This is a genomic window from Rhizobium sp. BR 250, from assembly GCF_047445855.1.
GTDB classification, from domain to species: domain Bacteria; phylum Pseudomonadota; class Alphaproteobacteria; order Rhizobiales; family Rhizobiaceae; genus Agrobacterium; species Agrobacterium tumefaciens_I.
Window position 1 is genome coordinate 1 of record NZ_JARWKW010000003.1, and the last position, 24,391, is coordinate 24,391.

Below are 24,391 nucleotides of genomic sequence, written 5' to 3' on the forward strand. Positions count from 1 at the left end.
TGGCGTAATTCTGCCGGGCCTGCGTGAGGGATAGATCGGCATTCGGCCCACCTCGCACCTGGTCAGCATATGGGTCATCTTGTCCATCGTCTTCCCAAAAGCAGACTGGGCAGATTTCGTAACCTGCTCGCTCATGAAGGGTGAGGCACCTGCAGCAAGGGCACCGGTAGCTGACCGTTTCGCGGTATGGTTCGTGAATTATCGGATAGTCGAGGTATTCAATTTCGGCCTGAACGGCTGCACTCAGGTCTGCCCAATTGTCATGAGCGGCCTGCATATTCATCCAGATTGCGGCGCCATCGCCAAAAAAAGCACCGAGTTTTTCGGCAATTTCGGGAGTGATTGCCGCCTCTTCTTTCAGTATGCTTTCCAGTTCGGTTGCGGATATGCTGATGAGCTGAGATAGCTCAGAAATTGTTTTACCCGTTTCTGGCAAAACATCTGCCAGAAGTGCGCCGGGATGGGATGGGCGACGGGTCAAATTACACCTATCTCTCGCTGAGTGTAGTGCCGATTGCATCCAGCGCATCTTGCGCATGAACGCCAAGCCTAAAGAGCGCGGGGTCACCAAGGATCACGGGGTTTTGCATAAGAAATGTCTTGAGAGTTTCCGCGAGAATCTCTGTGGCCTGTTGTGCTTGGTAGTGGTTTGCTGAGTTCAGGGCGCAATCGCTCGCTTGTATCGGACCGTTGAAATCTTCGTATGTTTCCAACGCTTCTAGCCGCTTTTTTTCGGGACTATCCATCTTGGTAATTTTCATTCTACTCTCTAGTCGTTGCTGGGCTAGCTCGTGAGAAAGAGCTCATTGCTCTTTTTCCACAATCGGCTCGTCAAAATCAGCCATCAAAAGCTCATGTTCTTCTTTGAGGCCCTTGGTCAATTCCATGGATTCCGTAAGAATTTTATCGAAATCTTCGTCTGCTTTGACGTTATTGGCAATCCCCGTCAGCATCCTTAGCAATAGTGTTGACGACATCGCTGTTGCTAGCGTCTTAATGAGCGCATGGGAGACCTTCCGTTCAAGAAGGCTGGCACTGCCCTTCTCTGCAATCTCTCTTGCGGCCGGTATGCCCTTAATCGCCTCATTCAATATGGCAGCATGGGAAGATAGTACTTCCTTCCGGTGATCGTCAAAGGTCAGACCCACATGGCACAGCCTACGGATAGCTTCCCCTCTGGACCTGATTCTATTCTTGAACGACCAGTCATCTAACGCCTGCACTTCCGACTCTGTCATCATTATCGGAATGCGCTGGTCTTTAAGCTCTTTTTTCTTTGACATATCAACACCCTCGAAATTTTGTACAAGTTGCACAACTTTCTGGTTGACGCAATTAAAATCCTCATCTTAATAAGTTGTGCAACTTGCGTAACTTTGATGATTGGATTCGTAAGATCATGAAGGAAAAGAAATCGGAAAGAGTTCCGGTCATGCTTGAACCCGGACTGCTCAAACAGATCGATGAATACAGCTTTGAAAACCGTATCCGGACACGAGCGGCAACGATTCGGAAACTGATTCTCGAAGGGATGAATGTTTCAACGGAAAAAGCCGACGCACCTCGAGCCTCGTAAACTCGTGCGCCGGCTTTTTTAAACCCAACGAAAGGTTATGTCATGAAACCTACACTGCAGAATGCTGCTAACGCAAGTGTCGCAAGCGAGGGTTCGCTTTACACGATGGCGAATGATATCTGCCATTTGTCTTACAATCTCACCTGCATGCTGGAAATACTGCAGGAAAAGGCGGACCTTGTCCTTTTTCCCGGAACAACCGCAGAGGGGATCATAGACGGTCCTGTTGCGCAGAATTTCAACCTTATTCGGCCTGAAGAAAAGCGCTCCATCGCCTTCGTGCTGGGTGACTGCCTGAAACGTGCTGAAGAGTTGGATATGGCGGTGGATAAAATGTCCGTGGTGACGGTGCAGTTGGACCGTCCACCGACAAACAAAACTGTGAGCGTGGCTAGTGAAGAATTGGAAAGCGTTATTGCCACATGGCGGGCTGCTCACGAAAAGTGGCGCGAGCGGCTTAGCATAGGGGATGAAGGCGATGGGCCGGAATCCAAATCTGAGGATGTTGCTGCCGAAGCTCTGCTTTCTTTCCAATGCCGCACCCATGCGGATGTCCAGCGTAAGGTATCACTTTTTGCAGGGAGCGATCATTTGGCATCGCTCGGCTTCAGCTATAGCGATTTGTTCCTTCCCAGTCTGATTGTTGCAGAAAGCCAGCCAAACTGAACGCTCTGAGGGGCGGCAGATTTTGCCGCTTTTCCGCTTTGTCATCTGGAAAGAGCGAACTATGAAAAACGAAAAAGACACGCATCTTGGCGTGAAAGAGATTGCCGTTGAACTCGGTTGTTCAACAAAGACCGTTCGGCGCTATCACGCCCTTGGTGTGATCCCCAGCTACCAGCCGCTAGGCAAATTTAGCGCCATCAAAATGACCCGCGTAGACCTGCGCAACTTCATCAACAGGAAGAAGAGGGAACGGCGCTGATGACGAACGCGATGCTCAATATTCGCGTCATCCAGCCCCGAATGCTTTCCCTGAAAATGGCTGCGGATTACCTCGGTATTCCGCAGAAGCGCTTTCCGGTCACCTGCCCCGTGACGCCCATTGCCATGCCGGGCGATGTGAAGCTGTACGATGTGCGTGATCTGGATAAGTGGCTTGATGAACTCAAGGGCGGCGCAGATGCCGCCGATGATGACATTATCGGCAAGCTGGGCGGTACGCGCTTATGACCAAGACGCGCGAAAAACGGGTAAACAAATACGCCGGTTGGAAAATCCAGCGCGACAAGAAGCCTCCGTTTCGTTGGCGTGCTTATCATCGTGCGACCGGACACAAAGTCGATTGCCAGAAATTCGAGGTCTATAGCCTCGCCTTCGACATGGAAGTGCACCGTATCAACAAGCTGTATGAGGTGAAGGCAGCAAAGCCGGGAACGCTCGGCATGCTCATCAAAAAGTATCGCGCTAGCCCGAAGTTTCAGAAGCGAGCGCCGCGCACTCAGTCCGATTACCAGAAGGTTTTCGACTGGCTCCAGCCGATTGAGGACCAGCCCCTTGATTGGTTCACGCGGGGCCGTGTCGCTAAAATTCGCGATCAGGCCGAACAGCAGCATAAGTTTCGCTTCGCAAACTACGTCCGTTCCGTCCTGTCCATCATCTTCGCTTGGGGCATGGAGTACGAGTACGTGAAGGAAAACCCGGTTGAACACGTCAGCCTAGCGGAGCGCCCGAAAGACCTTCCCGATGCAAACCGGCCTTGGACGGATGCGGAGCGTGAGGCCGTCTTGGCAGCGCTGCCGCCTCATATGCTCCTGCCGTTCAGCCTCATGATGTTCTACGGCCTTGATCCGCAGGACGCTTTGGCGCTGCCGAAGACAGCTATTTCAAGCGCGGGAATCGACACCCGCCGCAATAAGACCGGCCAGCCGGTTTACCTCCCGTTGTTTGCGCCAGTCAGAGAGGCGCTGGACGCTTCCCCAGTCCACAGCGCCATTACTCTCTGCGCCAGCAGCCGGGGCCAGCCGTGGACGTACAACGGTTTCAGCACGAATTGGGACCGGATCAAGAAGAAGCTCGAAGAGGCTAGCACCATTCAGCCTGGACTAACCCTCAAGGGGCTTCGTCACACAGTCGGGACGATCCTTGCCGAAATGGGACGCGACAACGCGACTATCGCCCTCGTCTTGGGTCACGCGACCGAAGCCATGGCGAAGCACTATTCCCGCCGTGCCGACAGGTCGAAACAGGCACAGAGTGCGGTGGCCGATTTCGAGGCCGAACTGAACAAACGGAAAACCAAGTCTGTCAAACTTTGAGAAAAAGTTTGTCAAACTGATGCAGAACAGAAAGCGGCAGATGATGGAAAAAGATAGACATAGTAAGGGCTTAGAATGGTGCCCGGAGGCGGATTTGAACCACCGACACGCGGATTTTCAATCCGCTGCTCTACCAACTGAGCTATCCGGGCACTGCAGGTCCTTGAAGAACCTCCGCTTTTGGCGGTCAGGGCTGTTTGGCGCCCCGAAAGTGAGCGGGGTTATAACATCTTGTTCGGACATGGCAAGCGCCATCGCGAAGTTTTTTGACAGTTTTTTCACGGTGCCTGTGGATGGCTGAAATGTGTGCCCTGCAAAGGCCGGATTGCAAGGGAAAATCCGCTATCGGGCATCCGCCGCACCTCACGTATCCGCCCGCAGCCGGGTTCGGGCAAGGCCGATCCGGCCGAACTAGCGCCCGCGTCGGTGGCGGCTATGCCCCTTCGCTGCGCCGGATGGCGAGGCCAAGCGCGAACGGCACCACGGCCACCAGCGCCGCCATCATAGGCGAGGACGCGAAGATGCGGCTTGCGAGCGATGTGACGGCAACGGAGCGCACCACGGTCATCAGGCGGGAATTCTCGCGGTCGCGTTCATGCTGCGGCTGTGCGGGCCTGTGGCCGGAATGCCGGGCAGCCTCCAGCCGTTTGACATCGCGGCGAATCCTGTCGACCTCTTTGCGAAGTTCATCCAGTTCGGCGCGCAGCTTCGGGTCGATGGCATCGGCAGCACGCGTTCTCTTTGCTGCGGGTTTTTCCGCCTTTGCTTCCGCAGTCCTTGCCTCAGCCTCTTCGTCCAGTTCGGCCAGATGGTCATCGAGGTCCGAGGGCTTGTCGAAACCGTGGGATCGCAGTGGTGCTTTCATCGCTGTCTCCTGAGGCGTGCTGATTGCGTGGCGGCAGGCGTTTTGCCCGGTCACGCTTTTCAACGCCTCAGCCCGGCAAAGGATGCACGAAAAGCGATGGCATCCGCATAATAAAACAGGCCCCGAAGGGCCTGTTCCATGGTCCGCCTTGGTGTCTTATGCCGCTTTCGCGGCGCTGGCATAGGGGTCGAAACGACCGTAGAAGGTCTCGCCCTTTGCGGCCATGTCCTTCAGCAGCGGTGTAGGCTTGAAGCGTGGGCCGTAGGCTTCGCTGAGCTTCTCGGCCAGCGCGACGAAGTTCTTCACGCCCATGCCGTCAATGTAGGACAGCGCACCGCCGGTATAGGGCGCGAAGCCGAAACCGAGGATGGAGCCGACATCCGCCTCGCGTGGATCGGTAACGATGCCTTCTTCCACCGTACGGGCGGCTTCCAGCGCCACGGTGACGAGGAAGCGCTGTTTCAGCACCTCCATATCCACGTCCTCAGGCTTCTGCTGGGGATAGAGATCCTTCAGGCCGGGCCAGAGGGATTTCTTGGCGGGCTTTGGCGGGTAATCGTAAAAGCCCTTGGCGTTCTTGCGACCAAAACGGCCCTCGCCTTCCACCAGCTTCTTCACCAGCTCCATATGGCGCGGATCGACAGCCTTTTCGCCGAGATCGGCGACGGTGGCTTTCAGGATCTTGTAGGAAAGATCGATCGCCACCTCGTCATTCAGCGCCAGCGGGCCAACCGGCATGCCGGCGAATTTCGCGGCATTTTCGATCATCGCGGCGGGCACGCCTTCGATCAGCATGTCGTAGCTTTCCGCCATGTAACGTAGCACGCAGCGATTGACGAAGAAGCCGCGCGTATCGTTGACGACGATCGGCGTCTTCTTGATCTTCGCGACATAATCCAGCGCGACGGCGAGTGCCTTGTCGCCGGTTTCCTTGCCGAGGATCACTTCCGTCAGCATCATCTTCTCGACCGGCGAGAAGAAGTGGATGCCGATGAAATCGGTCGGACGCTTGGAGTTCTTCGCCAGCCCGGTGATGGGCAAAGTGGAGGTGTTGGAGGCGAAGATCGCCCCTTCCGGCAGCACGGCTTCCACGGCCTCGATGACCGCCTTCTTCACGTCGCGGTCCTCGAAGACCGCTTCGATGACGAGATCGGCATCGGCGAGCGCCTTGTAATCCGCCGTCGGGGTGACGAGGTCGAGCAAGGCCTTGCCCTCATCCTGCGTCAGCCTGCCCTTGCCGATGGCGGCCTTGACGCTTTCCTCGCAATGGCCCTTGCCCTTGTCGGCCGCTTCCTGATCGCGATCCACCAGCGTGACGGGGATGCCAGCTGCGGCGGTGACATAAGCGACGGCAGCACCCATGAAGCCCGCGCCAACGACGCCGACCTTCCTGAACTCCGTCTTCGGCTGGCCGGCCGGGCGGCGCGCGCCCTTGCCCAGTTCCTGCATGGAAATGAACAGTGAGCGGATCATGCCGAAGGCTTCCTTCGAGCGAAGGATTTCGGTGAAATAACGCTGCTCCACCTTCAGCGCCGTATCGAAGGGCAATTGCAGGCCTTCATAGACGCATTTGAGGATGGCAAGTGCAGCCGGATAGTTGCCGGCGCTTTCACGGCGCAGGATGGCGGGGGCGGCCGGCCAGAGCTGGGCTGCGGCCGGCGTCCAGATGCCGCCACCGGGGGCCTTGAAGCCCTTTTCATCCCAGGGCGCGACCGGCTTCAGGCCGTCCTTGATCATCTGCTTTGCGGTCGCGACCAGCTGATCCGGCTCCACCACCTGATGCACCAGCCCCATGGCCTTGGCACGCGCGCCAGTCAGCGACTGGCCGGTGGTCATCATCTGCAAGGCGGATTGAGCATCCGTCAGGCGCGACACGCGCTGGGTGCCGCCGGCGCCAGGGAAGATGCCGACCTTGACTTCCGGCAGGGCGATCTTGAGGCTCTTGGCGCTGGAGGCCACGCGGCCGTGGCAGGCGAGCGAAAGCTCAAACGCACCGCCCATGCAGGTGCCGTTGATCGCCGAGACCCAAGGCTTGCCATTGGTCTCGATCTTACGGAACAGGCCCGTCATGCGGCCGACCAGTTCGAACAGCTTTGCCGCCGCCTGATCCGGGTTCTTCGCCTTCTCGTCATTGTAGAAGGAGAACATCGACTTGATCATCGAAAGATCGGCGCCGCCGGAAAACGTGCTCTTGCCGGAAGTGAAGACGACGCCCTTGACGGCGCTATCAGCGACAGTCGCGTCAACAATGGCGTTCAGCTCGTCCATCACCCCTGACGTGAAGACGTTCATGGATTTTTCCGGCATGTCCCAGGTGACAAGCGCAATGCCGTCTGCATCCGTCTCGATGGTGAAATTGGTGTAAGTGCTCATTTGGGATTCCTCTTCCCTGAATTTCGCGACGCGGCGAACTCTACCTTTACGTCATGGTCGGGCTTGACCCGACCATCCAGCACCTCTGGCATGGATCCTCGGGTCAAGCCCGAGGATGACGGAAGCGGGAGTGTTGCCGCTGCCTTAAACGCGCTCGATAACCGTCGCCGTGCCCATGCCCGCGCCGATGCAGAGCGTGACGAGCGCGGTGTTGAGATCGCGCCGCTCCAGCTCGTCCAGCACCGTGCCGAGGATCATCGCGCCGGTTGCACCGAGCGGATGGCCCATGGCGATGGCGCCGCCATTGACGTTCATCTTGCCATGGTCGATGTCGAAGGCCTGCATGTAACGCAGCACGACGGCCGCAAAGGCCTCGTTGAGTTCGAAAAGATCGATATCGGCAATCGACATTCCGGTCTTTTTCAGAAGCTTTTCGGTGACGTCCACCGGGCCGGTCAGCATCAGCGCCGGATCGGAGCCGATATTGGCGAAAGCCCTGATACGAGCACGCGGTTTGACACCCATCGCCTCGCCGCCAGCCCTGGAGCCGACCAGCACGGCGGCAGCACCATCAACGATGCCGGAGGAGTTGCCGGCATGGTGCACGTAGTTGATCCGCTCCACTTCCGGATGTGCCATGATGCCGACAGCTTCGAAGCCGCCCATTTCGCCCGGCATCTGGAAGGAGGGGTTGAGAGAAGCCAGCGCCTGCATGTCCGTGCCGGGACGCATATGTTCGTCGCGGTCCAGGATGGTCAGGCCGTTCTGGTCCTTCACCGGAACGACTGATTTGTTGAAATAGCCCTTGTCCCAGGCATGCGCCGCGCGCTTCTGGCTTTCGACGGCATAGGCGTCCACATCGTCGCGGGAGAAACCATATTTGGTGGCGATGAGATCGGCCGACACGCCCTGCGGCATGAAGAAGGCCGGGAAGTTGACCGAGGGGTCCATGTACCAGGCGCCACCCGACATGCCCATGCCGACGCGCGACATGCTTTCCACGCCGCCGGCGATGACGATATCGTCCGAACCGGCCTTGACCTTGCCGGCCGCGAAGTTGATGGCATCGAGACCCGAGGCGCAGAAACGCGAGATCTGCATGCCCGGCGCCCTGTTGGAATAACCGGCCTCGAAGGCGGCCGCCTTCGGGATCACCGCGCCGGCATCCATGACAGGATCGACGCAGCCCATGATGATGTCATCGACAGCAGAGGTGTCGAGCCCGTTGCGGTCGCGGATGGCTTCCAGCGTCTTGGCGGCAAGGCGAACGGAAGGCACCTCATGCAGGCTGCCATCCTTCTTGCCGCGTCCGCGCGGGGTGCGGACATGGTCGTAGATAAATACGTCGGTCATAAACTCTCTCCCTGTGGCGCTATGAACGCCAGATGTCTCAGAATGCTTCCGCAGCCAGTTCCATCATGGTGTCCGCGCCGGTTTCGATGCGGGCCTTGCGCAGCGCCGTTTCCGGCATGATGCGCTCCATATAAAACTTCGCCGTGACAAGCTTGGTCTTGAGGTAATCCTCGTCCGAAGCGCTGCCTGCCGCAAGCGCCTCACTCGCGGCTTTCGCCATGCGCGCCTGCATGTAACCCAGCACCACGATGCCAAAGAGGTGCATGTAGTCGGTCGAGCCGGCGCCGGCATTGTCGGGCTTGGCCATGGCGTTCTGCATGAACCACATGGTTGCGGCCTGCAGGTCGTTCAAGCCCTTCTTCAAGCCCTTGGTGTAAAGGCTGAGCTTTTCGTCGGCACGGTTCTCCTCGCAGAAATCGCCGATTTCCTTGAACAGCGCCATGACGGCGCGGCCGCCATTCATGCCGAGCTTGCGGCCGACCAGATCGAGCGCCTGAATGCCGTTCGCACCTTCATAGATCATGGTGATACGCGCATCGCGGACATATTGGCTCATGCCATGTTCCTCGATGTAGCCATGGCCGCCGAAGACCTGCTGCGCCATCACGGCATGGTCGAAGCCCTTGTCGGTCAAGACACCTTTCAGGATCGGCGTGACGAGGCCGAGCAGGTCATCCGCCGCCTGCCGCTGTTTCTCGTCAGCGGCACGGTGGGCGATATCGGATTGCAGCGCGGTCCACAGAAGGAAGGCGCGGCCGGCCTCATTGTAGGCCTTGATGGTCATCAGCGTGCGGCGGATATCGGGGTGCACGATGATCGGATCGGCCTTCTTGTCCGGGAACTTGGCACCGGACAGCGAGCGGCCCTGAATACGCTCGCGGGCATATTCGACGGCGTTCTGATAGGCGATCTCGCCTACCGAAAGCCCCTGCAGGCCGACACCGAGGCGGGCCTCGTTCATCATCACGAACATGGCCGAGAGGCCCTTGTTCTCCGCGCCGAGCAGATAACCCGTCGCCTCATCGTAGTTCATGACGCAGGTGGCATTGCCATGAATACCCATCTTGTGTTCGATGGCACCACAGGTAACGCCGTTGCGTTCACCGGGGGTGCCGTCTTCCTTGACGAGGAATTTCGGCACGATGAACAGCGAAATGCCCTTGGTGCCTTCAGGCGCGCCCTCGATGCGGGCGATCACCAGATGGACGATATTTTCCGTCATGGAATGTTCACCGGCGGAGATGAAGATTTTCTGTCCGGAAATTTTGTAGCTGCCGTCAGCCTGCGGCACCGCCTTGGTGCGCAGAAGGCCGAGATCGGTACCACAATGGGGTTCGGTAAGGTTCATGGTGCCGGACCAGGTGCCTCCCACCATCTTCGGCAGGTAGGTGTCCTTCTGCGCCTGCGTGCCGTGCACGAGAATGGCGGCAATCGCACCCTGCGTCAGGCCGGGATACATCATCAGCGACAGGTTCGCAGAAGACATATATTCGCCGATAGCGGCATGCAGCGTATAGGGCAGCCCCTGCCCGCCGAATTCCGGCGGAACGGCAAGGCCGATCCAGCCGCCTTCGCAATAGGCGTCATACGCATCCTTGAAACCATCGGGAACGGAGACGGAGCCGTCATCGGCGCGCTTGCAGCCCTCTTGGTCGCCGGAAAGGTTGAGCGGGAAAAGCCGCTCTTCGGCAAGCTTCGCTGCCTCGCCGGTGATGGCCTCGATCATATCGGGGGTTGCATCTTCGAAGCCGGGCAGGTTGTTATACCGCTCCAGGCCGAGAACGTCGTTCAGGATAAAAAGCGTGTCTTTGACTGGGGCCTTGTAAACAGGCATTACCGATGTTCCTCCGCATCGTGGGCGCCGGAGCCAATCCGGCCGATATGGCATGACAATATTTGACGTGCGCGTAAACGTCAAACAAATTTCCGCGGAATATCGCCCTCCCTTTTTGGCAAAACCAATGCCCGGCCCGGCGCCAACTCGGTCCCCGCCATAAAAGTTAAAAAATTCCGACCATAGTTAACCACTTCTTTACCACGTTTCGTGAATTCTCCCGACAAGAGGTAACTGCTTCGTACTCCGGCGCATTTTCCTCAATGGGGGCAAATGGCGGCTCTGGAATTGCTGCATGTTGCGGCGACGGCGTGTCCAGACAGGCAACGTCGCGACAGATAACCGGGCACGGCGGGCGGAAGCGAAGCGAGCGAAAAGATGAACGGATTGCGATCGAAAACCCAACAGCCAAGCGACAGATCGTCTCTTGATGCTCTCAATCGCACCATTGAAGGCCTTGAAGCCCGTATCGAAGGGCTGATGAGCCAGAAGTTTCCGCGCGACCCGCGGGCCGCAAGCACCCAGCCGGAAGCGAAAAGCGAGGCCTATGCCGCGCCGCGTGAACCCCGCGCCGCCGTCACGCCGCCGCAGCTCGACCCCGTCAACGAAATCCGTCAGCGCCAGCGCCTGCTCGAAGCAAGTTTCCAGCGCCCGCAGGAACCCGCCACCCGACCGGAACGGACGATTACCCGGCCGCTCGCGCCGGAATATCGCCAGAGAGAGCCTCAGCAGGCCGCCGCTCCCGCGCCGCGTGCCCGCGCCATTCCGCCCTATCAGGAACAGCAGCGCAATGACGCAGCCCTGCAGGAGATCGCGCAGGCGCTCGTCAATCTGCGTCATGAGCTGAAGCACGACATTGCCGAGGGCGTTGCCCGCGAAGCGCAGGGCCTGCGCGCCGAAATACGCAATATCCGCGCGGTGGCGGAAGACCAGCAATTCATCGGCGACCTGCGCGATGACATCGCACGGCTTGCCGGCAGCATCGACCAGCTCGGCAATCTGGCATCTCCTGACGCCTATGGGCTGCGCAACGAATTCGAGGACCTGCGCCTCACCATCGACCAACTTGCGCGCGAAGACAGCGTGCACCGGATCGAAAGCCGCTGGAACAATGTGGAAGACACGCTGCGCGGTTTCGACGCGGCCTCCTTGCAGGATGAGATCGTTTCGCTCGCCTATCGTCTCGATGACATCAAGACGCAGCTCGGCGGCATGAGCAACAATCCCGCCGTGCGCGTGCTCGAGGAAAAGCTCATCACCATTGCCAGCGCCGTGGAGCAGCTCGGCAAGCATATGCAGCCCAACGAAGCCGCCTTTACCGAGCAGTTTTCCGGCCTCGACCAGCGGCTGGACGAAATCAGCCGTGCCATTGCCGCAACCGGCACGCGCGCCAATGCACAGGCAACGGATAATGCGCTGGCGCAGCGGCTAGAAAACCGGCTGAACGGCCTTGCCGAACAGCTCGGCGACATCAATCGCCTCGCTGCCGCCAAGCCGGAACCGGCGCTCGATCTCACCACCCGCCTCGAAGCGCTCTCCGGCAAGATCGATGAGCTCAGCACCGCCCGCGACGCCGCCCAGTTGCACGACCGGCTGGACCAGCTGTCATTGCTGCTGGAGCGCTCGCAGCGCCCCACCCAGCAGGCGGAGCTGACGTCCTTCCTCAGCGATATCTCCCGCAAGATCGATGCGCTGGATCACGGTGCCGTCAATGACGGTCTGGCCGAACGGCTCGACCTGCTCTCCCGGCGGATCGAAGACCTCGATTATCGTTACAGCCAGCCGCAATCGGCTTCGGGCCTGAGTGAAAGCGCCTTTTCCCGTCTGGAAGAGCGGCTCGGCACTATCGCCGCCCGTCTGGACGAAACCGCCCATGCCGCACCAGCCGACAGCCATGCGCTGGCAAGCCTCGAAAACCAGATCGCCCATCTGTCCACGCTGATCAGCCAGCCGGTGCAGATGCAGGCAGCCGGCATGTCGCCGGAACTCGACGCGCGCATGGCGGCGATCGAAGACTATATGGCGTCGAACGACGAATATATCATCGAAGCGGCGCGGCAGGCAGCCGAGGCCGTTCTCGACGCCTATACCCGTAATAATCTCTCGGCCGGCGCAAACCTCGCCGACATGACGATGCTGACCGATCTTGCGACCGATCTGCGCAGCCTCGAAGCCTTGAGCCGCAACACCGAAGAGCGCACGCACCGCACCTTCGAGGCGCTGCATGAGACGCTGGTGCAGATTGCCGGCCGTCTGGACAATCTCGACAGCGCGCCTGCCTACCGCCAGGACGCTTCCCGCAACGTCGCGCAGCACACGGTTGCCGCCAGCCGTGAAGACGTGACCATGCCGGCCGCCGTTTTCCCGGAAGAAGGCTATATCGCCGAAGAGCAGGCCATTCTCGATGATGTCAGCGAAAACGACGCGACCGCGATCGTACCGCCGGCTGCTGCCAAGCCAGCAAAGGCGGAAAAAAAGAGCCTGCTCGCCGGCCTGACGAAACGTTTCAAGACAAGCACGGCGAAGCCCGCAAAGGCCAAGGAAGAACCCGTATCGGCCTCCTCCGCCCGCACGCAGGTGGAACCCGCCCCTTCGCTCGATCCGATCGATGTTCTGCCGGCTGGCCAGGAGAACGAACTTCTGGAGCCTGGTTCGGGTGCACCCGATATCAAGAAAATCCTCGAACGCGTGCGCGCCAGCCAGGTCGCCGCCACCGGCAAGGCCGCGGATGCGGAAGGACGGACGGATTTCATCGCCGCCGCCCGCCGCGCCGCCCAGGCCGCCGCCATGGAAACATCGCCGGAGAAGCTGGACACCGGCAAGAAGAGCCGCAAGGCCGATACGTCGGCGCTTTCGCGCTATCGTCGCCCGCTGCTGCTCGGTATCGGCGCCATTCTTCTGGCGATGATGGCCATGCCGCTCGTCAAGACGCTGATCGGCGGCGCGGAAGCCCCCGCGCCGGTCATCGAGCACAAGATGGAGAATGGCCCGGTTTCCGCTCTTCCCGAAACCGGCAACAAGGCCGTGACCGTTCCGTCCGATCTTGCCATCGAGCCGGAACAGGCCGCATCGGCAGACAGCATTGAAAACGCCGCGCCGGCGCAAAACACCATCGACAACCGCACCATCGGCGGTGCGCCGCTGCCGGATGAGCCACCGGTTGCCGATGTTCCCGCCGTGGACCCCGCAAAGTCCGACACGGTCGCGCAGACTGAACTGCCGAAACCGGCTGCGGTTGCCACCACGACTATTCCTGCGCAGGACGCCATTGCGGTTCCCGCCGGTATCGAACCCGCATCGCTTGCCGAAGCGGCCGCCAAGGGCGACACCCAGGCGCTGTTCGAGATCGCGGCACGCTACACTGACGGCCGCGGTGTTACCGCCGACCGTGCGGAAGCGGCAAAGTGGTACAAGCTGGCGGCCGATCGTGGCCTTGCCCCCGCGCAATATCGTCTCGCCAACCTTTATGAGAAGGCGAACGGCGTTGAGCGCAACCTTACGGAAGCGAAGCGCTATTACACGCTGGCTGCCGAGCAGGGCAATGCCGGCGCCATGCACAATCTCGCGGTCCTGCTCGCCTCCGACGCGGCCGGCCAGCCGGATTTCACCGCCGCCGCCCAATGGTTCATCAAGGCATCCGAACTCGGCGTTCGTGACAGCCAGTTCAACCTCGCCATCCTCTACGCCCGCGGCAGCGGCGTGAAGCAGGACATCGAGGAATCCTACAAGTGGTTCGCCATCGCCGCCAAGGATGGCGATGCGGACGCCGCCCAGAAGCGCGACGAGGTTGCGGGAGCAATGAACCCGCAGCAGCTTCAGAGCGCCAAGGCCAAGGTGGACAGCTGGAAGGTCAAGTCGCTTTCGGAAGACGCCAACAGCGTCAATCCGCCTGAGGAATGGGCCGGCAAGGAGGGCGTGAAGACCGCCTCCGTGGATATGGAAAAGGCGATCCGCAACATTCAGGCGATCCTGAACAAGAACGGTTTCGATGCCGGCCAGCCGGATGGCAAGCTTGGCAAGAACACTGTTACGGCCATCAAGGACTTCCAGAAGTCCGTGGGCCAGACGCCGGACGGGCGCATCACCAACGAGCTGGTGACCGCGCTGCTCTCCCGCAACAAATAAGCCTTGAAGAACCGGTGAAGCGGCCCCCTGGCCGCTTTTGCCCTACCCGCCGCAGGAATGTGGCTGGTTGCCGACACACGGCCGCTATCTTTCCAAATTATCAACGTATTTACCGTTGAATGTTGACAGGTCAGGCCCTCGCGGGCATGACGGATGAAGGCCGGGGATATCCGGTCTTTTCAGACAGAAAGTGTAAATCGCGGCGCGGCCCCCTCACCCGGACAGGCCCTGTCGCCCGGAACCATTTGCCCGAGGTCCGAGCCGTGACTGTCTATCTGCCGATCGCAGAACTGTCGGTGAATATTTTCATCATTCTCGGCATGGGCGCGGCCGTCGGTTTTCTGTCTGGCATGTTCGGTGTGGGCGGTGGCTTTCTGATCACCCCGCTTTTGATCTTCTACAATATTCCGCCCGTAGTCGCCGTGGCAACCGGCGCGAACCAGGTGGTTGCCTCCTCCGTTTCCGGCTCGATCACGCATTTCCGGCGCGGCACGCTGGACGTCAAGCTGGGCAGCGTGCTGCTTGTCGGCGGTCTGGTCGGGGCGACGGTCGGCGTGTGGATATTCTCCTTCCTGCGCAGCATCGGCCAGCTCGATCTCATCGTTTCACTGCTCTATGTCATCCTGCTCGGCACCGTTGGCGGGCTGATGCTGAAGGAGAGCATTTCGGCGCTGCGCCGCGCCGCACGCAATGAAACGGTGACGCTGCGCCGGCCGGGTCACCACAACTGGGTGCATCGTCTGCCGCTGAAAATGCGGTTCAAGAAATCGAAGATCTATCTCAGCATCATCCCCATCGTCGCCCTCGGCTTCGGCATTGGCATCCTCACCTCGATCATGGGTGTCGGCGGCGGCTTCATCATGGTGCCGGCGATGATCTATCTGCTGCGCATCCCCACCAGCGTGGTTGTCGGCACCTCGCTGTTCCAGATCATCTTCGTGACCGCCTATACGACCGTCGTTCAGGCCGCGACCAACTATTCCGTCGATGTGGTGCTGGCCTTCATCCTGATGGTGGCGGGCGTCATCGGTGCGCAATATGGCGTGCGCGTCGGACAGAAACTGCGCGGCGAACAGCTGCGCGCGCTGCTTGCCCTTCTCGTCCTCGCCGTCGCGCTTCGCCTTGCCGTATCGCTGGTGGTGCGGCCGGAGGACCTGTTTTCCGTGGCCGTAGGGGGGCTCGGCTATTGACCTTCCGCCCGCTGCTTGCCGCGCTTCTTCTGCTGCCCTTCCTTGCCCTTGGCGAAACAGCCTCGGCGCAGACACCGCCGCTTGCCCTGCCGCCCGGTCCGCAACAACGGCCATTGCAGGAAAACATTGAAATCGGCGCATCGACGACCGAAATTCCCATCGCATCTGATTTTCGCGGGGCGGATTTCACCCTCTTCGGCGCGCTCAACAATACCGATCAGCTACTGCTGGCCATCGGGCAGTATGATATCGTCGTGACGCTGGAAGGGCCAAGCGACTATATGACCGTGCGCAAGAAAGAGCGTGTGGCAGGCATCTGGATCAATACCAGCGCCATCACCTTCACGCCGCTGCCGGAATCCTATTCCATGGCCAGCACGCGCAATATCAGCGACATAGCCTCCCCCGGAACACTGCGCGCCATGGGGCTCGGCGTTGACCATCTTTCGCTCAAGAGCGCGGTTTTCTCCGGCGTGCCCGACAATGTCTTCGATTTTCAGGAAGCCTATCGTCGGCTCAAGCTCTCAAGCGGCATCTATCGCAATGATACAACCGGGGTGCGGCTGGAACGCACCGGCCTGTTCTGGGCGACGCTTCGCCTGCCCGCCAACGTGCCGAACGGCGTGCACACCGCCCGCGCCTATCTCTTCAAGAGCGGCAAATTCATCGCCCAGCGCGAATTGAAACTGCGCGTCGTCAAGACCGGCATGGAGCAGGCGATCACCGATGCGGCGCATCAGACACCGCTTGCCTATGGCGCGCTCTGCGTTCTGCTCGCCGTTGTGACCGGCTGGGGCGCCAGCATCATCTTCCGCAAGGACTGATCGTTTTCATCCCGCAAAATCGGGCGCAGGCCGTCCTTCCCGCCAAAGATAGCATTCGCTTCCGTCATCGCTTTGCGGTAAAATTCAAGGCGTTACAATCACGCACGCAGGTTATGGCGGTAGGTGCGATTGTAACCGGGATGAAAAGGAGAAATGTCATGTTCAAGCACATTCTCATTCCCACCGATGGCTCGCCGCTGGCGCAGATCGCAATCGACCAAGGGTTCGCTCTCGCCAAGGAGGCAGGCGCAAAAGTGACCGTCGTGACGGTATCGGAACCCTTTCACGTAATTGCCAGCGATGTCGAGGACATTGCCGCCATTGCCGAAGAAGAATTCCACCGCTGCGAGGAAGCGGAACATCTGCTGCGGGATACGCAGGCGCAGGCAACGTCCATGGGGCTGGATTGCGAAGCGCTGCTGGCGCGGGCGGGAAGGCCCGACGAGGCGATCATCGAAGCCGCCAACAGGAGCGGTTGCGATCTCATCGCCATGGCCTCACACCGGCGCCGGAGCTTCGTGGAAATGCTGCTCGGCAGCGTCACGGCCAAGGTGTTGAAGAATTCGAAGATACCGGTGCTGGTCTACCGGCAATAGAGCATTTCCAGTAAAAGTGCGTCGCGGTTTTACGTCCGGACAATGCGTAAAACGAAGAGACAACAGCGTCGACGCGCTCAGCCGAGCAGATTTGCAAACCGCACCGAATAGATGCGGTCCCTCCCCATCAGATGCGCGACGAGAGCGGCATGATCGAACAGGCCACGCATGGCCTTATGCCGCAGATCCAGGCCTCCGCTCATCACTCCGAATGCCGGCATCAAGAGGCGCGAACCATCCGTGGCGAAACAGGGGCGCCGCACCGTCTTTTCGCGCCGCCGCACGGTGGCGGAGGGATGGAGATGCCCGGCGATTTCCCCGGCGGCATCGCCCAGCTTCGGCTCGTGGCGGAAAACGAGATTGCCATAAAACATTTCATCCACCGACGAGCCCGGCAGATCGACCGTACCGTCGGGATCATGGTTGCCGTTGATCCATATCCATTCGCGGCCACGGGCCATCTCGCGGATGAGTTCACGCAGCGGCAGCGGCAGGTGCTCGGAGCCGACGCGATCGTGGAAATTGTCGCCGAGGCTGACGACGATCTTCGGGTCATAACGGCTGATGAGGGAGGAGAGAATCTTGAGGGTGGCGATGGTGTCGTAGGGCGGCAGCATGCGCCCGCGCCGGGCAAAGGCCGCGCCCTTTTCCAGATGCAGATCGGAGACGACGAGCAGTGACAGGTCCGGCAGGTAGAGCCCGCCCAAAGGATCGCACCAGCCGGCAACGCCATTGATGGCGGTTTCGCTGCCAAGGCATTCGAAGCCATTTGAAAATCGGTCGCTCAATGTCAGCCGGCTCAGCACTTTTGTGATCGTTCCTTCATTGCGTATCTCAGGACATGGCCTCGGCGATCAGCTCGTCGGCAGCTTCGGCCAGCACATCGTCCATCGCCTCGCCCGCCACCGTCTCGCGGCCGATTTCCAGCATCACCGGAACGGCAAGCGGCGAGACATGCTCAAGCGCGCGGTGGGTGGTGTGGCCCTTGATTCGTTTCAGCATATCGCCAAGACGGCCAATGTCCAAAAGTCCCGCCGCCGCGTCGCGCCGCGTGGCCTCAAGCAGAATATGGTCCGGCTCATGGCTGCGAAGAACGTCATAAATAAGATCGGCGGAGACCGTGACCTGCCGGCCGGTCTTTTCCTTGCCGGGATGACGGCGTTCGATCAGCCCGGAAATGACGGCGCAGTTGCGGAAGGTGCGTTTCAGCATGAAGGATTCGTCGAGCCACGCTTCCAGATCGTCGCCCAGCATGTCCTCATCGAGAAGGTCGGCCAGCGACAGGCGTCGGGATTTCAGCCGCATGCCGATATCCTCCATGGCCCAGATGGCGAGTGAATAATCGGTGGCGACGAAACCCATCGGCTTGGCGCCCGCCCGTTCCAGCCGCCGCGTCAAAAGCATACCGAGCGTCTGGTGCGCCAGCCGTCCCTCGAAGGGATACATGACCATGAAGAAGCGTTTACGGAAGGGAAAGGTCTCGACCAGCAGCTCTTCACGCTTGGGAATGATCGACTTTTCCTTCTGGATCGCCAGCCAGTCGCGGACCTGATCCGGCAGCGCATGCCAGCGGGCAGGATCGGAAAGCATCGAGCGCACCTGATCCGCGAGGTAGGTGGACAGCGGAAACTTGCCGCCGGCATAGGAGGGTATCTTCGGGTCCATGGAGAAGGCCTGCGACACCAGACATTCATTCTCTCTGATGCCTTCGAACCGCAGTACCTTGCCGGCGAATAGAAACGTATCACCCTGCACCAGCTGCTCGAGGAAATATTCCTCGACCTTGCCGAGCGACATGCCGCCACGCCCGACCGTGCCCTTGGCATTACGCTTGACCATGCGGACATTCAGTTCCGCCGCCTCGACGATGGTGCCGAGGTTGAGGCGATATTGCTGCGCGACCGCGGGATTGGAGACACGCCAGCGGCCATCCTTCATCTGGCGGATGCGGGCATAACGTTCATAGGTGCGCAGCGCATAACCGCCTGTCGCGGTAAAATCTACCACCCGGTCGAAAGTGGCGCGCGGCAGGTCGGCATAGGGCGAGGCGCTCGTTACTTCACGATAAAGCTCATCCGCATCGAAGGGTTCGGCACAGGCCATGCCAAGCACATGCTGGGCGAGAACATCGAGCGCGCCTTCGGCAATCGGCGGGGTATCCTGCGCGCCGATGTAATTGGCATCCAGCGCTGCCCGACACTCCATCACCTCGAACCGGTTGGCGGGAACGAGGATCGCCTTTGACGGCTCGTCCATGCGGTGGTTGGCGCGACCGATGCGCTGTGCAAGGCGGCTTGCGCCCTTCGGCGCGCCGACATGCGCAACCAGATCGACATCGCCCCAGTCTATGCCGAGATCGAGCGTGGAGGTGGCGACGACGGCGCGTAGCCGGTTTTCGGCCATGGCCGCCTCGACCCGGCGGCGTTGGGCCGTGTCCAGTGAGCCATGATGCAGCGCGATCGGCAAATTGTCGTCATTGATGGTCCAGAGTTCCTGAAAGATCAGCTCCGCCTGGGAGCGGGTGTTGACGAAGATCAGCGTTGTCTGATGCTCCTTCAACGCCACGTATAAATCCTTCATGGCGTAACGCGCCGAATGGCCGGACCATGGAATTCGTTCTTCCGTATGCAGGATGGAAATATCCGGCTTTGCCCCGCCTTCGACCGTGATAAGCCCGGCGGCCGGCTCGCCCTGCCCCTGCGGCGCCAGATAACGGCGTAGATCCATCGGCTCCGCCACCGTGGCCGAAAGGCCGATGAAGCGCACGTGCGGAGCGTGCCGGCGCACCCGGGCAAGCGCCAGCGACAGCAGATGGCCGCGCTTGGAGGTGACGAGCGAATGCAATTCGTCGAGCACCACATATTTCAGGTCGCGGAAAAACCGTTCGGCCTCCCTGTTGGCGAGCAGCAAGGAAACCTGCTCCGGCGTCGTCAGGAGAATATCCGGCGGCTTGATCTTCTGTCGCTGGCGTTTGCCCTGCGGCGTATCGCCTGTCCGGGTTTCGATGGAAATCGGCAGGCCCATTTCGGAAACGGGTCTGGTGAGATTGCGTTCGATATCCACCGCCAGCGCCTTCAAAGGCGAGATATAGAGCGTGTGCAAGCCGACAAAACCGGAACCGGGCGGAACCTTGCCGCGTTCGGCAAGATCGGTAAGCGAGGCCATGAAACCGCCCAACGTCTTGCCGGCGCCCGTCGGCGCAATCAGCAGCATGTTCTCACCGCCGCGCACCCGGGCCATCAGCTCCAGCTGATGGGCGCGCGGAGACCATCCCTTTTCTGCAAACCATTTCTGGAATGGAAGGGGCAGGGTGCCGACATGCGTGCCGGAAGTTGGGGATTCGGCGTGTTTCACCCCTGCAAGGTAGTGAAAAACCTGCGAAAAAGAAGAGCGTAACGCCTCCGCTTGACAGGAAAACAGAATCGTGGATAAATAATATCCACGATAGTCAGGCAATAGCGTGGGAAAGACCGATGAAACTCGGAGACGGCGTTGAACAGGCCATTCACAGCGTGGGCATGCTGGCGGGGCTTTCCGAAGGTGGTGTGCTGTCGGCAGCAGCGCTCGCGGAATTCCACGGCGTTTCCACGAGCTATCTTCTGAAGCACCTGCAGTCGCTGTCCAATGCCGGGATTGTCGCCACCGTGCCGGGGCCGAAGGGCGGTTACCGTCTGGCCCGGGCGACCGACAGGATCACCCTGCTTGATATCGTGCTGGCTGTGGAAGGGCCGCAGCCTGCCTTCCGCTGCGCCGAAATCCGCCAGCGCGGGCCGAACCCCTTGCCGGGGCGTTATTTCACCAAGCCCTGCGGCATCAATGCCGCGATGCTGAAGGCGGAAAAGGCCTATCGCGCCGAACTTGCCAAAGCCACCATCGCCGACATTCTGAGCGATCTTGCCGCCAACGACGATGGCGGAATTGCCGCGCGCGGCTGCGCCTTTCTGGAGATGAACGAGCGCAAGACGACGGCGCGCTAAAGACCGCAGAACGACCTATCGAAACACCGGAAAGCAGGACAGCTTTCCGGAGCGACCACCCGTGACTTGAAACAGACCTGACCGAAGGAGAAACCCATGAAAACCCGTCTCAACTATGCCAAGGCATCCCCCGAAGCCTTCAAGGCCGTTATGGCGCTTGAAAACTATGTTCAGGGCAGCGGCCTTGAGCGCCGCTTCATTCACCTCATCAAGCTGCGCGCCTCGATCATCAACGGCTGCGCTTTCTGCGTGGACATGCATGTGAAAGAAAGCCGTCATGACGGGCTTTCTGAACAGTGGATCAACCTGATGAGTGTGTGGCGCGAATCCCCCGTTTATACCGAGCAGGAACGGGCGCTGCTCGGCTGGGTGGATGCGGTGACGAAAATTGCCGAAACCGGCGCGCCGGATGACGCCTTCGAGACCCTGAAGGCGCATTTTTCCGAGGAAGACATCGTGAAGATCACGGTTGCGATCGGCACGATCAACACCTGGAACCGCATCGCCGTTGGTTTCCGTTCGCAGCATCCGGTCGAAGCCGCCGCAAAGGCAGCCTGAACCAGCTTGACCACATCGAACGACCGCTACATGGCGATGTAGCGGTCGTTTCTATGATTGACGGCGAGCGTGAGGTTCATGACCAGCGCGCCGAGAATGGAGCAGAGGATAATGAAAGGCGTCGCGACGAAGAAGGAGCAGGCCAGCACCATGCCATCAAAGGCAAGCTGCACGAGGCCGGCGCGCCAGCCGAAACGATCCTGAAGATAAAGCGCCAATATGCCGAAGCCGCCGAGGCTGGTGCGATGGCGAAACAGCGCCAGCATGCCGGCGGCGACCGTCAATCCGCCGAAGAGTGCAGCGGCAATCGGATTGATGCTCTCAAAAGCGAAAAAGCCCGGCATATATTCCGACAGCAGCGCCGTCATGGCGATGGCGCAGAAGGTCTTCACCGTAAAGGCAAGGCCGAGACGGCGGAAGGCGAGATAATAAAACGGCAGGTTGGTGAGAAAAAACACCGCGCCGAAGCTGAAGCCAGTGGCGTAATGCGCCAGAAACGCGAGCCCCACCACACCGCCGGTGAGAAGGCCTGCTGCGGAAAACAGCGTGACACCGAGTGAAATCAGCATGCTGCCCGCCAGAATGGCCTGCGCATCTTCCAGTAGCGAATGGCGATCTGGCGCGGACGTCCAAAGGTTCAATCGCCTGCGCGCAGTGGTGTCGTCCATGCATTTTCCCCTGACTTTCGATCTGCCCAGCTATTGCGCCGAAGCCCGACGAATTTCAAGCGCTCAAACTTAACGCAGGACGATGTATCTGTCCGAGCGGTGGTTGATGGCGAGGAACATGTTGAGGACAAAAGCGCCGACAATCGAATAGACGACCGTGGCGGGATCGATGACGAGGAAGGCACAGAGCATGACAAAGGCGTCGAAAGCCAGCTGGATAAGGCCGGCGCGAATGCCGAAACGATCCTGAATATAGATGGCGAGAATACCGATGCCGCCAAGGCTGGCGCGGTGGCGATAAAGCGCCAGCAACCCATAACCCAGAAGCAGACCACCGAGCAGCGCCGCCCAGAGCGGATTGATGCTGTCGATGACCATCCAGCGCGCCTCCACTTCCGTCAGCACTGACACGAGGCCGATGGCGATGAAGGTCTTGAAGGAAAAGGCGAGACCGAGGCGACGGAACGACAGATAATAGAAGGGCAGATTGACGAGGAAGAACAGCAGGCCAAAGCTGATGCCGAAGGCATAATGAAGGAGAAAGGCGACACCGGCCGTGCCGCCGGTCAAAAGGCCGACCTTGTTCAGAAGATAAAAGCCGAGCGCCGAGACGATGGCACCGGTGACGATGCCCTGTACGTCTTCCACCGGCGCATGCCTGGCCGGATCGGAACTCCACATGCCGTAAACGCTTCTCGTTGTGCTCACGCTTTTTCCCTCAGGTTTCCGGCATATTTTGCACTGCAAAAAACAGCCGATCAAGATGGATACGTAAGCAAGCCTGACCTATCGTGAAAAAGGCAAGAAACGGAATGTTCAGGCTTTGGCGCGGGCAAGAAAGAGAATGCCGGAAAGGGGTTTTCCGGCATCCTTGCGAATGGTGGTTTTGCGGATTTCGATGGGAGAAAAGCCCGTCCGCTCAAGAAGATCGATCACGTAGCTTTTGGAGTGTGCGTAACGAAGGGATTCCCGCAACACGAAACCTTCCTCGTCCCCCGCATCCTCCACCGAAAAGGCAAAGAAGCCTGATGGCGCGAGCAGGGCAGAAACAAGCGGCATGACGGTTTCAAGGCTGCCGAGATACATCATCACATCGGCAGCGGCGACGAGATCGGCACGGTGTTCCGCCAGCGCCGGGGTGAACAGTCCCGAGGCCTCCGCCTCCAGCGAAAGATCGGCCTGGCCGAGATGGTCGTAGAGACCCTTTTCGTCGGCCTTGGCCAGCATGTTCTGGGAGATATCGAAACCCTCGAGCCGTTTTGCCAGAGAGCGGATTTCGATGCCAAGGAGACCGGTGCCGCAGCCAATATCGACGATGGTGTCGAAGGCGCCGCCTGTAGCCGCCTTGGCGATCAGCTCCGCCAGCTTTTGCGGCACGCTGTAATCCAGCTTCTCGACAAGCGAGGTTTCGAAACGATCGGCATAATCGTCGAACAACCCTTCCACGTAGCGGCTCGGCGGCTGTTCCGGTGTTTCCGCGGCGCCGAGAACCGCGAGCTTCAGTTCGGCTGCAAACAGTCCTTCCGCATCCAGCTCGGCGACTTTCTCGTAAGCCGTCACTGCCTTTGCGGTCTCCCCCGCCTTTTCGTGGTATTCTCCGAAGCGAAACCAGCCCGCCGTCCACCGTGGCGCAAGTTCAAGCGCCTGCTCCATGAGTTCGGCGGCGGCGGGATAGTCACCGCCTTCCGCCAACATGCGGGCATAGTCCGCCCGGCGGTCGGCAATGACGTCACCGGAAGAAAACTGGTTTGGGGCCATTCATGATTTCCTGAGAAGATGCTGGCTGTCATTTATCAAGCCATAAAAAAACTCAAGTCCTATTTCATGGCCCCTGCGTGGAATTGGCGAATATGGCGCGATATAGTGCGTGAAAACTTGCATCACGGCGGTGCGCCCCATATGTCAGGACAAAACAGGAGACTTGCTGATGGCCGGTGAGGTCAATAAAATGCTGGGTGATACGGTGGCCCGCACCGTGGTGAAGCTGCTCGTCGTTTCATTGCTCGTCGGCTTTCTGATGGCGATCTTCGGGCTGACGCCGTGGAACATCATCTATGGCGCACGCGATTTCATCGTCGATCTGTGGCGCAGCGGTTTCCATGCGCTGGGCGCCATCGGTGACTATCTGATCCTGGGCGCCACGATCGTCATTCCCGTTTTCATCATCCTGCGCCTCCTGAGCTATCGCCGCTGA

Annotated in this window: 24 protein-coding genes and 1 tRNA gene; 12 read left to right on the forward strand and 13 right to left on the reverse strand. The window is 59.7% G+C overall.

The window, feature by feature from the left end:
* The 3 genes from QD336_RS05250 to QD336_RS05260 form a co-directional block, all read right to left on the reverse strand.
* A partial coding sequence (locus QD336_RS05250; RefSeq protein WP_499169703.1) for a HigA family addiction module antitoxin occupies window positions 1-481 on the reverse strand: 481 nt, incomplete at its 3' end.
* Window positions 482-488: 7 nt separating this feature from the next.
* On the reverse strand, window positions 489-761 hold the full coding sequence (locus QD336_RS05255; protein ID WP_499169704.1) for a hypothetical protein: 273 nt from the start codon (window positions 759-761) through the stop codon (window positions 489-491).
* A 42-nt stretch (window positions 762-803) separates the two neighbouring features.
* Window positions 804-1,283: a hypothetical protein gene (locus QD336_RS05260; protein WP_499169705.1), complete on the reverse strand. Its 480-nt coding sequence runs from the start codon at window positions 1,281-1,283 to the stop codon at window positions 804-806.
* A gap of 116 nt (window positions 1,284-1,399) precedes the next feature.
* Between QD336_RS05260 and QD336_RS05265 the strand changes: the two genes are divergently transcribed.
* The 5 genes from QD336_RS05265 to QD336_RS05285 all read left to right on the forward strand — a co-directional run bounded on the left by QD336_RS05265 (window position 1,400) and on the right by QD336_RS05285 (window position 3,834).
* Entirely contained in the window at window positions 1,400-1,576 is a 177-nt protein-coding gene (locus QD336_RS05265; RefSeq protein WP_499169706.1) for a hypothetical protein, read from the forward strand.
* A 42-nt stretch (window positions 1,577-1,618) separates the two neighbouring features.
* A complete protein-coding gene (locus QD336_RS05270; RefSeq protein WP_499169707.1) occupies window positions 1,619-2,242 on the forward strand; it encodes a hypothetical protein in 624 nt (207 codons plus the stop codon).
* Window positions 2,243-2,303: 61 nt separating this feature from the next.
* Complete coding sequence (locus tag QD336_RS05275; protein ID WP_499169708.1) at window positions 2,304-2,501, forward strand: helix-turn-helix transcriptional regulator; 198 nt, start codon at window positions 2,304-2,306, stop codon at window positions 2,499-2,501.
* Complete coding sequence (locus QD336_RS05280; RefSeq protein WP_499169709.1) at window positions 2,501-2,749, forward strand: hypothetical protein; 249 nt, start codon at window positions 2,501-2,503, stop codon at window positions 2,747-2,749. The genes QD336_RS05275 and QD336_RS05280 overlap by 1 nt, the downstream gene beginning before the upstream one ends.
* Window positions 2,746-3,834 (forward strand): tyrosine-type recombinase/integrase, encoded by a 1,089-nt coding sequence (locus tag QD336_RS05285; RefSeq protein ID WP_499169710.1) that lies wholly within the window; start codon window positions 2,746-2,748, stop codon window positions 3,832-3,834. The genes QD336_RS05280 and QD336_RS05285 overlap by 4 nt, the downstream gene beginning before the upstream one ends.
* 76 nt (window positions 3,835-3,910) lie before the next feature.
* On the opposite strand, the gene QD336_RS05290 is transcribed toward QD336_RS05285, so the two are convergent.
* The 5 genes from QD336_RS05290 to QD336_RS05310 form a co-directional block, all read right to left on the reverse strand.
* Window positions 3,911-3,986: transfer RNA gene (locus QD336_RS05290), tRNA-Phe, on the reverse strand.
* Window positions 3,987-4,267: 281 nt separating this feature from the next.
* A complete protein-coding gene (locus QD336_RS05295) occupies window positions 4,268-4,699 on the reverse strand; it encodes a hypothetical protein (RefSeq protein WP_499169712.1) in 432 nt (143 codons plus the stop codon).
* Window positions 4,700-4,855: 156 nt separating this feature from the next.
* Window positions 4,856-7,072, reverse strand: coding sequence for a 3-hydroxyacyl-CoA dehydrogenase NAD-binding domain-containing protein (locus QD336_RS05300; RefSeq protein ID WP_499169713.1), 2,217 nt, complete (start codon window positions 7,070-7,072; stop codon window positions 4,856-4,858).
* Window positions 7,073-7,216: 144 nt separating this feature from the next.
* Window positions 7,217-8,425 (reverse strand): acetyl-CoA C-acetyltransferase, encoded by a 1,209-nt coding sequence (locus tag QD336_RS05305; RefSeq protein ID WP_269341888.1) that lies wholly within the window; start codon window positions 8,423-8,425, stop codon window positions 7,217-7,219.
* A gap of 37 nt (window positions 8,426-8,462) precedes the next feature.
* Window positions 8,463-10,259, reverse strand: coding sequence for an acyl-CoA dehydrogenase C-terminal domain-containing protein (locus QD336_RS05310; RefSeq protein WP_269341886.1), 1,797 nt, complete (start codon window positions 10,257-10,259; stop codon window positions 8,463-8,465).
* A 378-nt stretch (window positions 10,260-10,637) separates the two neighbouring features.
* Here QD336_RS05310 and podJ point away from each other — a divergent pair, with 378 nt between their 5' ends.
* From podJ to QD336_RS05330, 4 genes are all read left to right on the forward strand, one after another.
* Complete coding sequence (podJ, locus tag QD336_RS05315) at window positions 10,638-14,384, forward strand: cell division protein PodJ (RefSeq protein WP_499169714.1); 3,747 nt, start codon at window positions 10,638-10,640, stop codon at window positions 14,382-14,384.
* A gap of 263 nt (window positions 14,385-14,647) precedes the next feature.
* Window positions 14,648-15,574, forward strand: a complete 927-nt coding sequence (locus tag QD336_RS05320) for a sulfite exporter TauE/SafE family protein (protein ID WP_269341882.1) — start codon at window positions 14,648-14,650, stop codon at window positions 15,572-15,574.
* The gene (locus QD336_RS05325) at window positions 15,571-16,398 is read left to right on the forward strand and encodes a TIGR02186 family protein (protein WP_269341881.1); all 828 of its coding nucleotides are present in this window, start codon (window positions 15,571-15,573) and stop codon (window positions 16,396-16,398) included. Before QD336_RS05320 ends, QD336_RS05325 begins: the two co-directional genes overlap by 4 nt.
* A gap of 158 nt (window positions 16,399-16,556) precedes the next feature.
* Window positions 16,557-16,994, forward strand: coding sequence for a universal stress protein (locus QD336_RS05330; protein ID WP_003522788.1), 438 nt, complete (start codon window positions 16,557-16,559; stop codon window positions 16,992-16,994).
* 77 nt (window positions 16,995-17,071) lie between these two features.
* Here the strand turns inward: QD336_RS05330 and pdeM are convergent, their stop codons facing one another.
* Window positions 17,072-17,800, reverse strand: coding sequence for a ligase-associated DNA damage response endonuclease PdeM (gene pdeM / locus QD336_RS05335; protein ID WP_499169716.1), 729 nt, complete (start codon window positions 17,798-17,800; stop codon window positions 17,072-17,074).
* Between the two features lie 28 nt (window positions 17,801-17,828).
* Window positions 17,829-20,348: a ligase-associated DNA damage response DEXH box helicase gene (locus QD336_RS05340; RefSeq protein ID WP_499169717.1), complete on the reverse strand. Its 2,520-nt coding sequence runs from the start codon at window positions 20,346-20,348 to the stop codon at window positions 17,829-17,831.
* A 119-nt stretch (window positions 20,349-20,467) separates the two neighbouring features.
* Here QD336_RS05340 and QD336_RS05345 point away from each other — a divergent pair, with 119 nt between their 5' ends.
* A complete protein-coding gene (locus tag QD336_RS05345) occupies window positions 20,468-20,971 on the forward strand; it encodes an RrF2 family transcriptional regulator (RefSeq protein WP_269341873.1) in 504 nt (167 codons plus the stop codon).
* A gap of 96 nt (window positions 20,972-21,067) precedes the next feature.
* Window positions 21,068-21,529 carry a carboxymuconolactone decarboxylase family protein gene (locus tag QD336_RS05350; protein WP_499169718.1) on the forward strand — a complete coding sequence of 154 codons (462 nt, stop codon included), beginning with the start codon at window positions 21,068-21,070 and terminating at the stop codon, window positions 21,527-21,529.
* A 26-nt stretch (window positions 21,530-21,555) separates the two neighbouring features.
* On the opposite strand, the gene QD336_RS05355 is transcribed toward QD336_RS05350, so the two are convergent.
* The 3 genes from QD336_RS05355 to QD336_RS05365 form a co-directional block, all read right to left on the reverse strand.
* Window positions 21,556-22,197, reverse strand: a complete 642-nt coding sequence (locus QD336_RS05355) for a YitT family protein (RefSeq protein WP_269341869.1) — start codon at window positions 22,195-22,197, stop codon at window positions 21,556-21,558.
* Between the two features lie 69 nt (window positions 22,198-22,266).
* Window positions 22,267-22,878, reverse strand: a complete 612-nt coding sequence (locus tag QD336_RS05360; RefSeq protein ID WP_499170022.1) for a YitT family protein — start codon at window positions 22,876-22,878, stop codon at window positions 22,267-22,269.
* 135 nt (window positions 22,879-23,013) lie between these two features.
* Entirely contained in the window at window positions 23,014-23,955 is a 942-nt protein-coding gene (locus tag QD336_RS05365; RefSeq protein ID WP_499169720.1) for a class I SAM-dependent methyltransferase, read from the reverse strand.
* A 169-nt stretch (window positions 23,956-24,124) separates the two neighbouring features.
* On the opposite strand from QD336_RS05365, the gene QD336_RS05370 reads away from it, so the two are divergent.
* A complete protein-coding gene (locus QD336_RS05370; RefSeq protein ID WP_269341865.1) occupies window positions 24,125-24,391 on the forward strand; it encodes a DUF6460 domain-containing protein in 267 nt (88 codons plus the stop codon).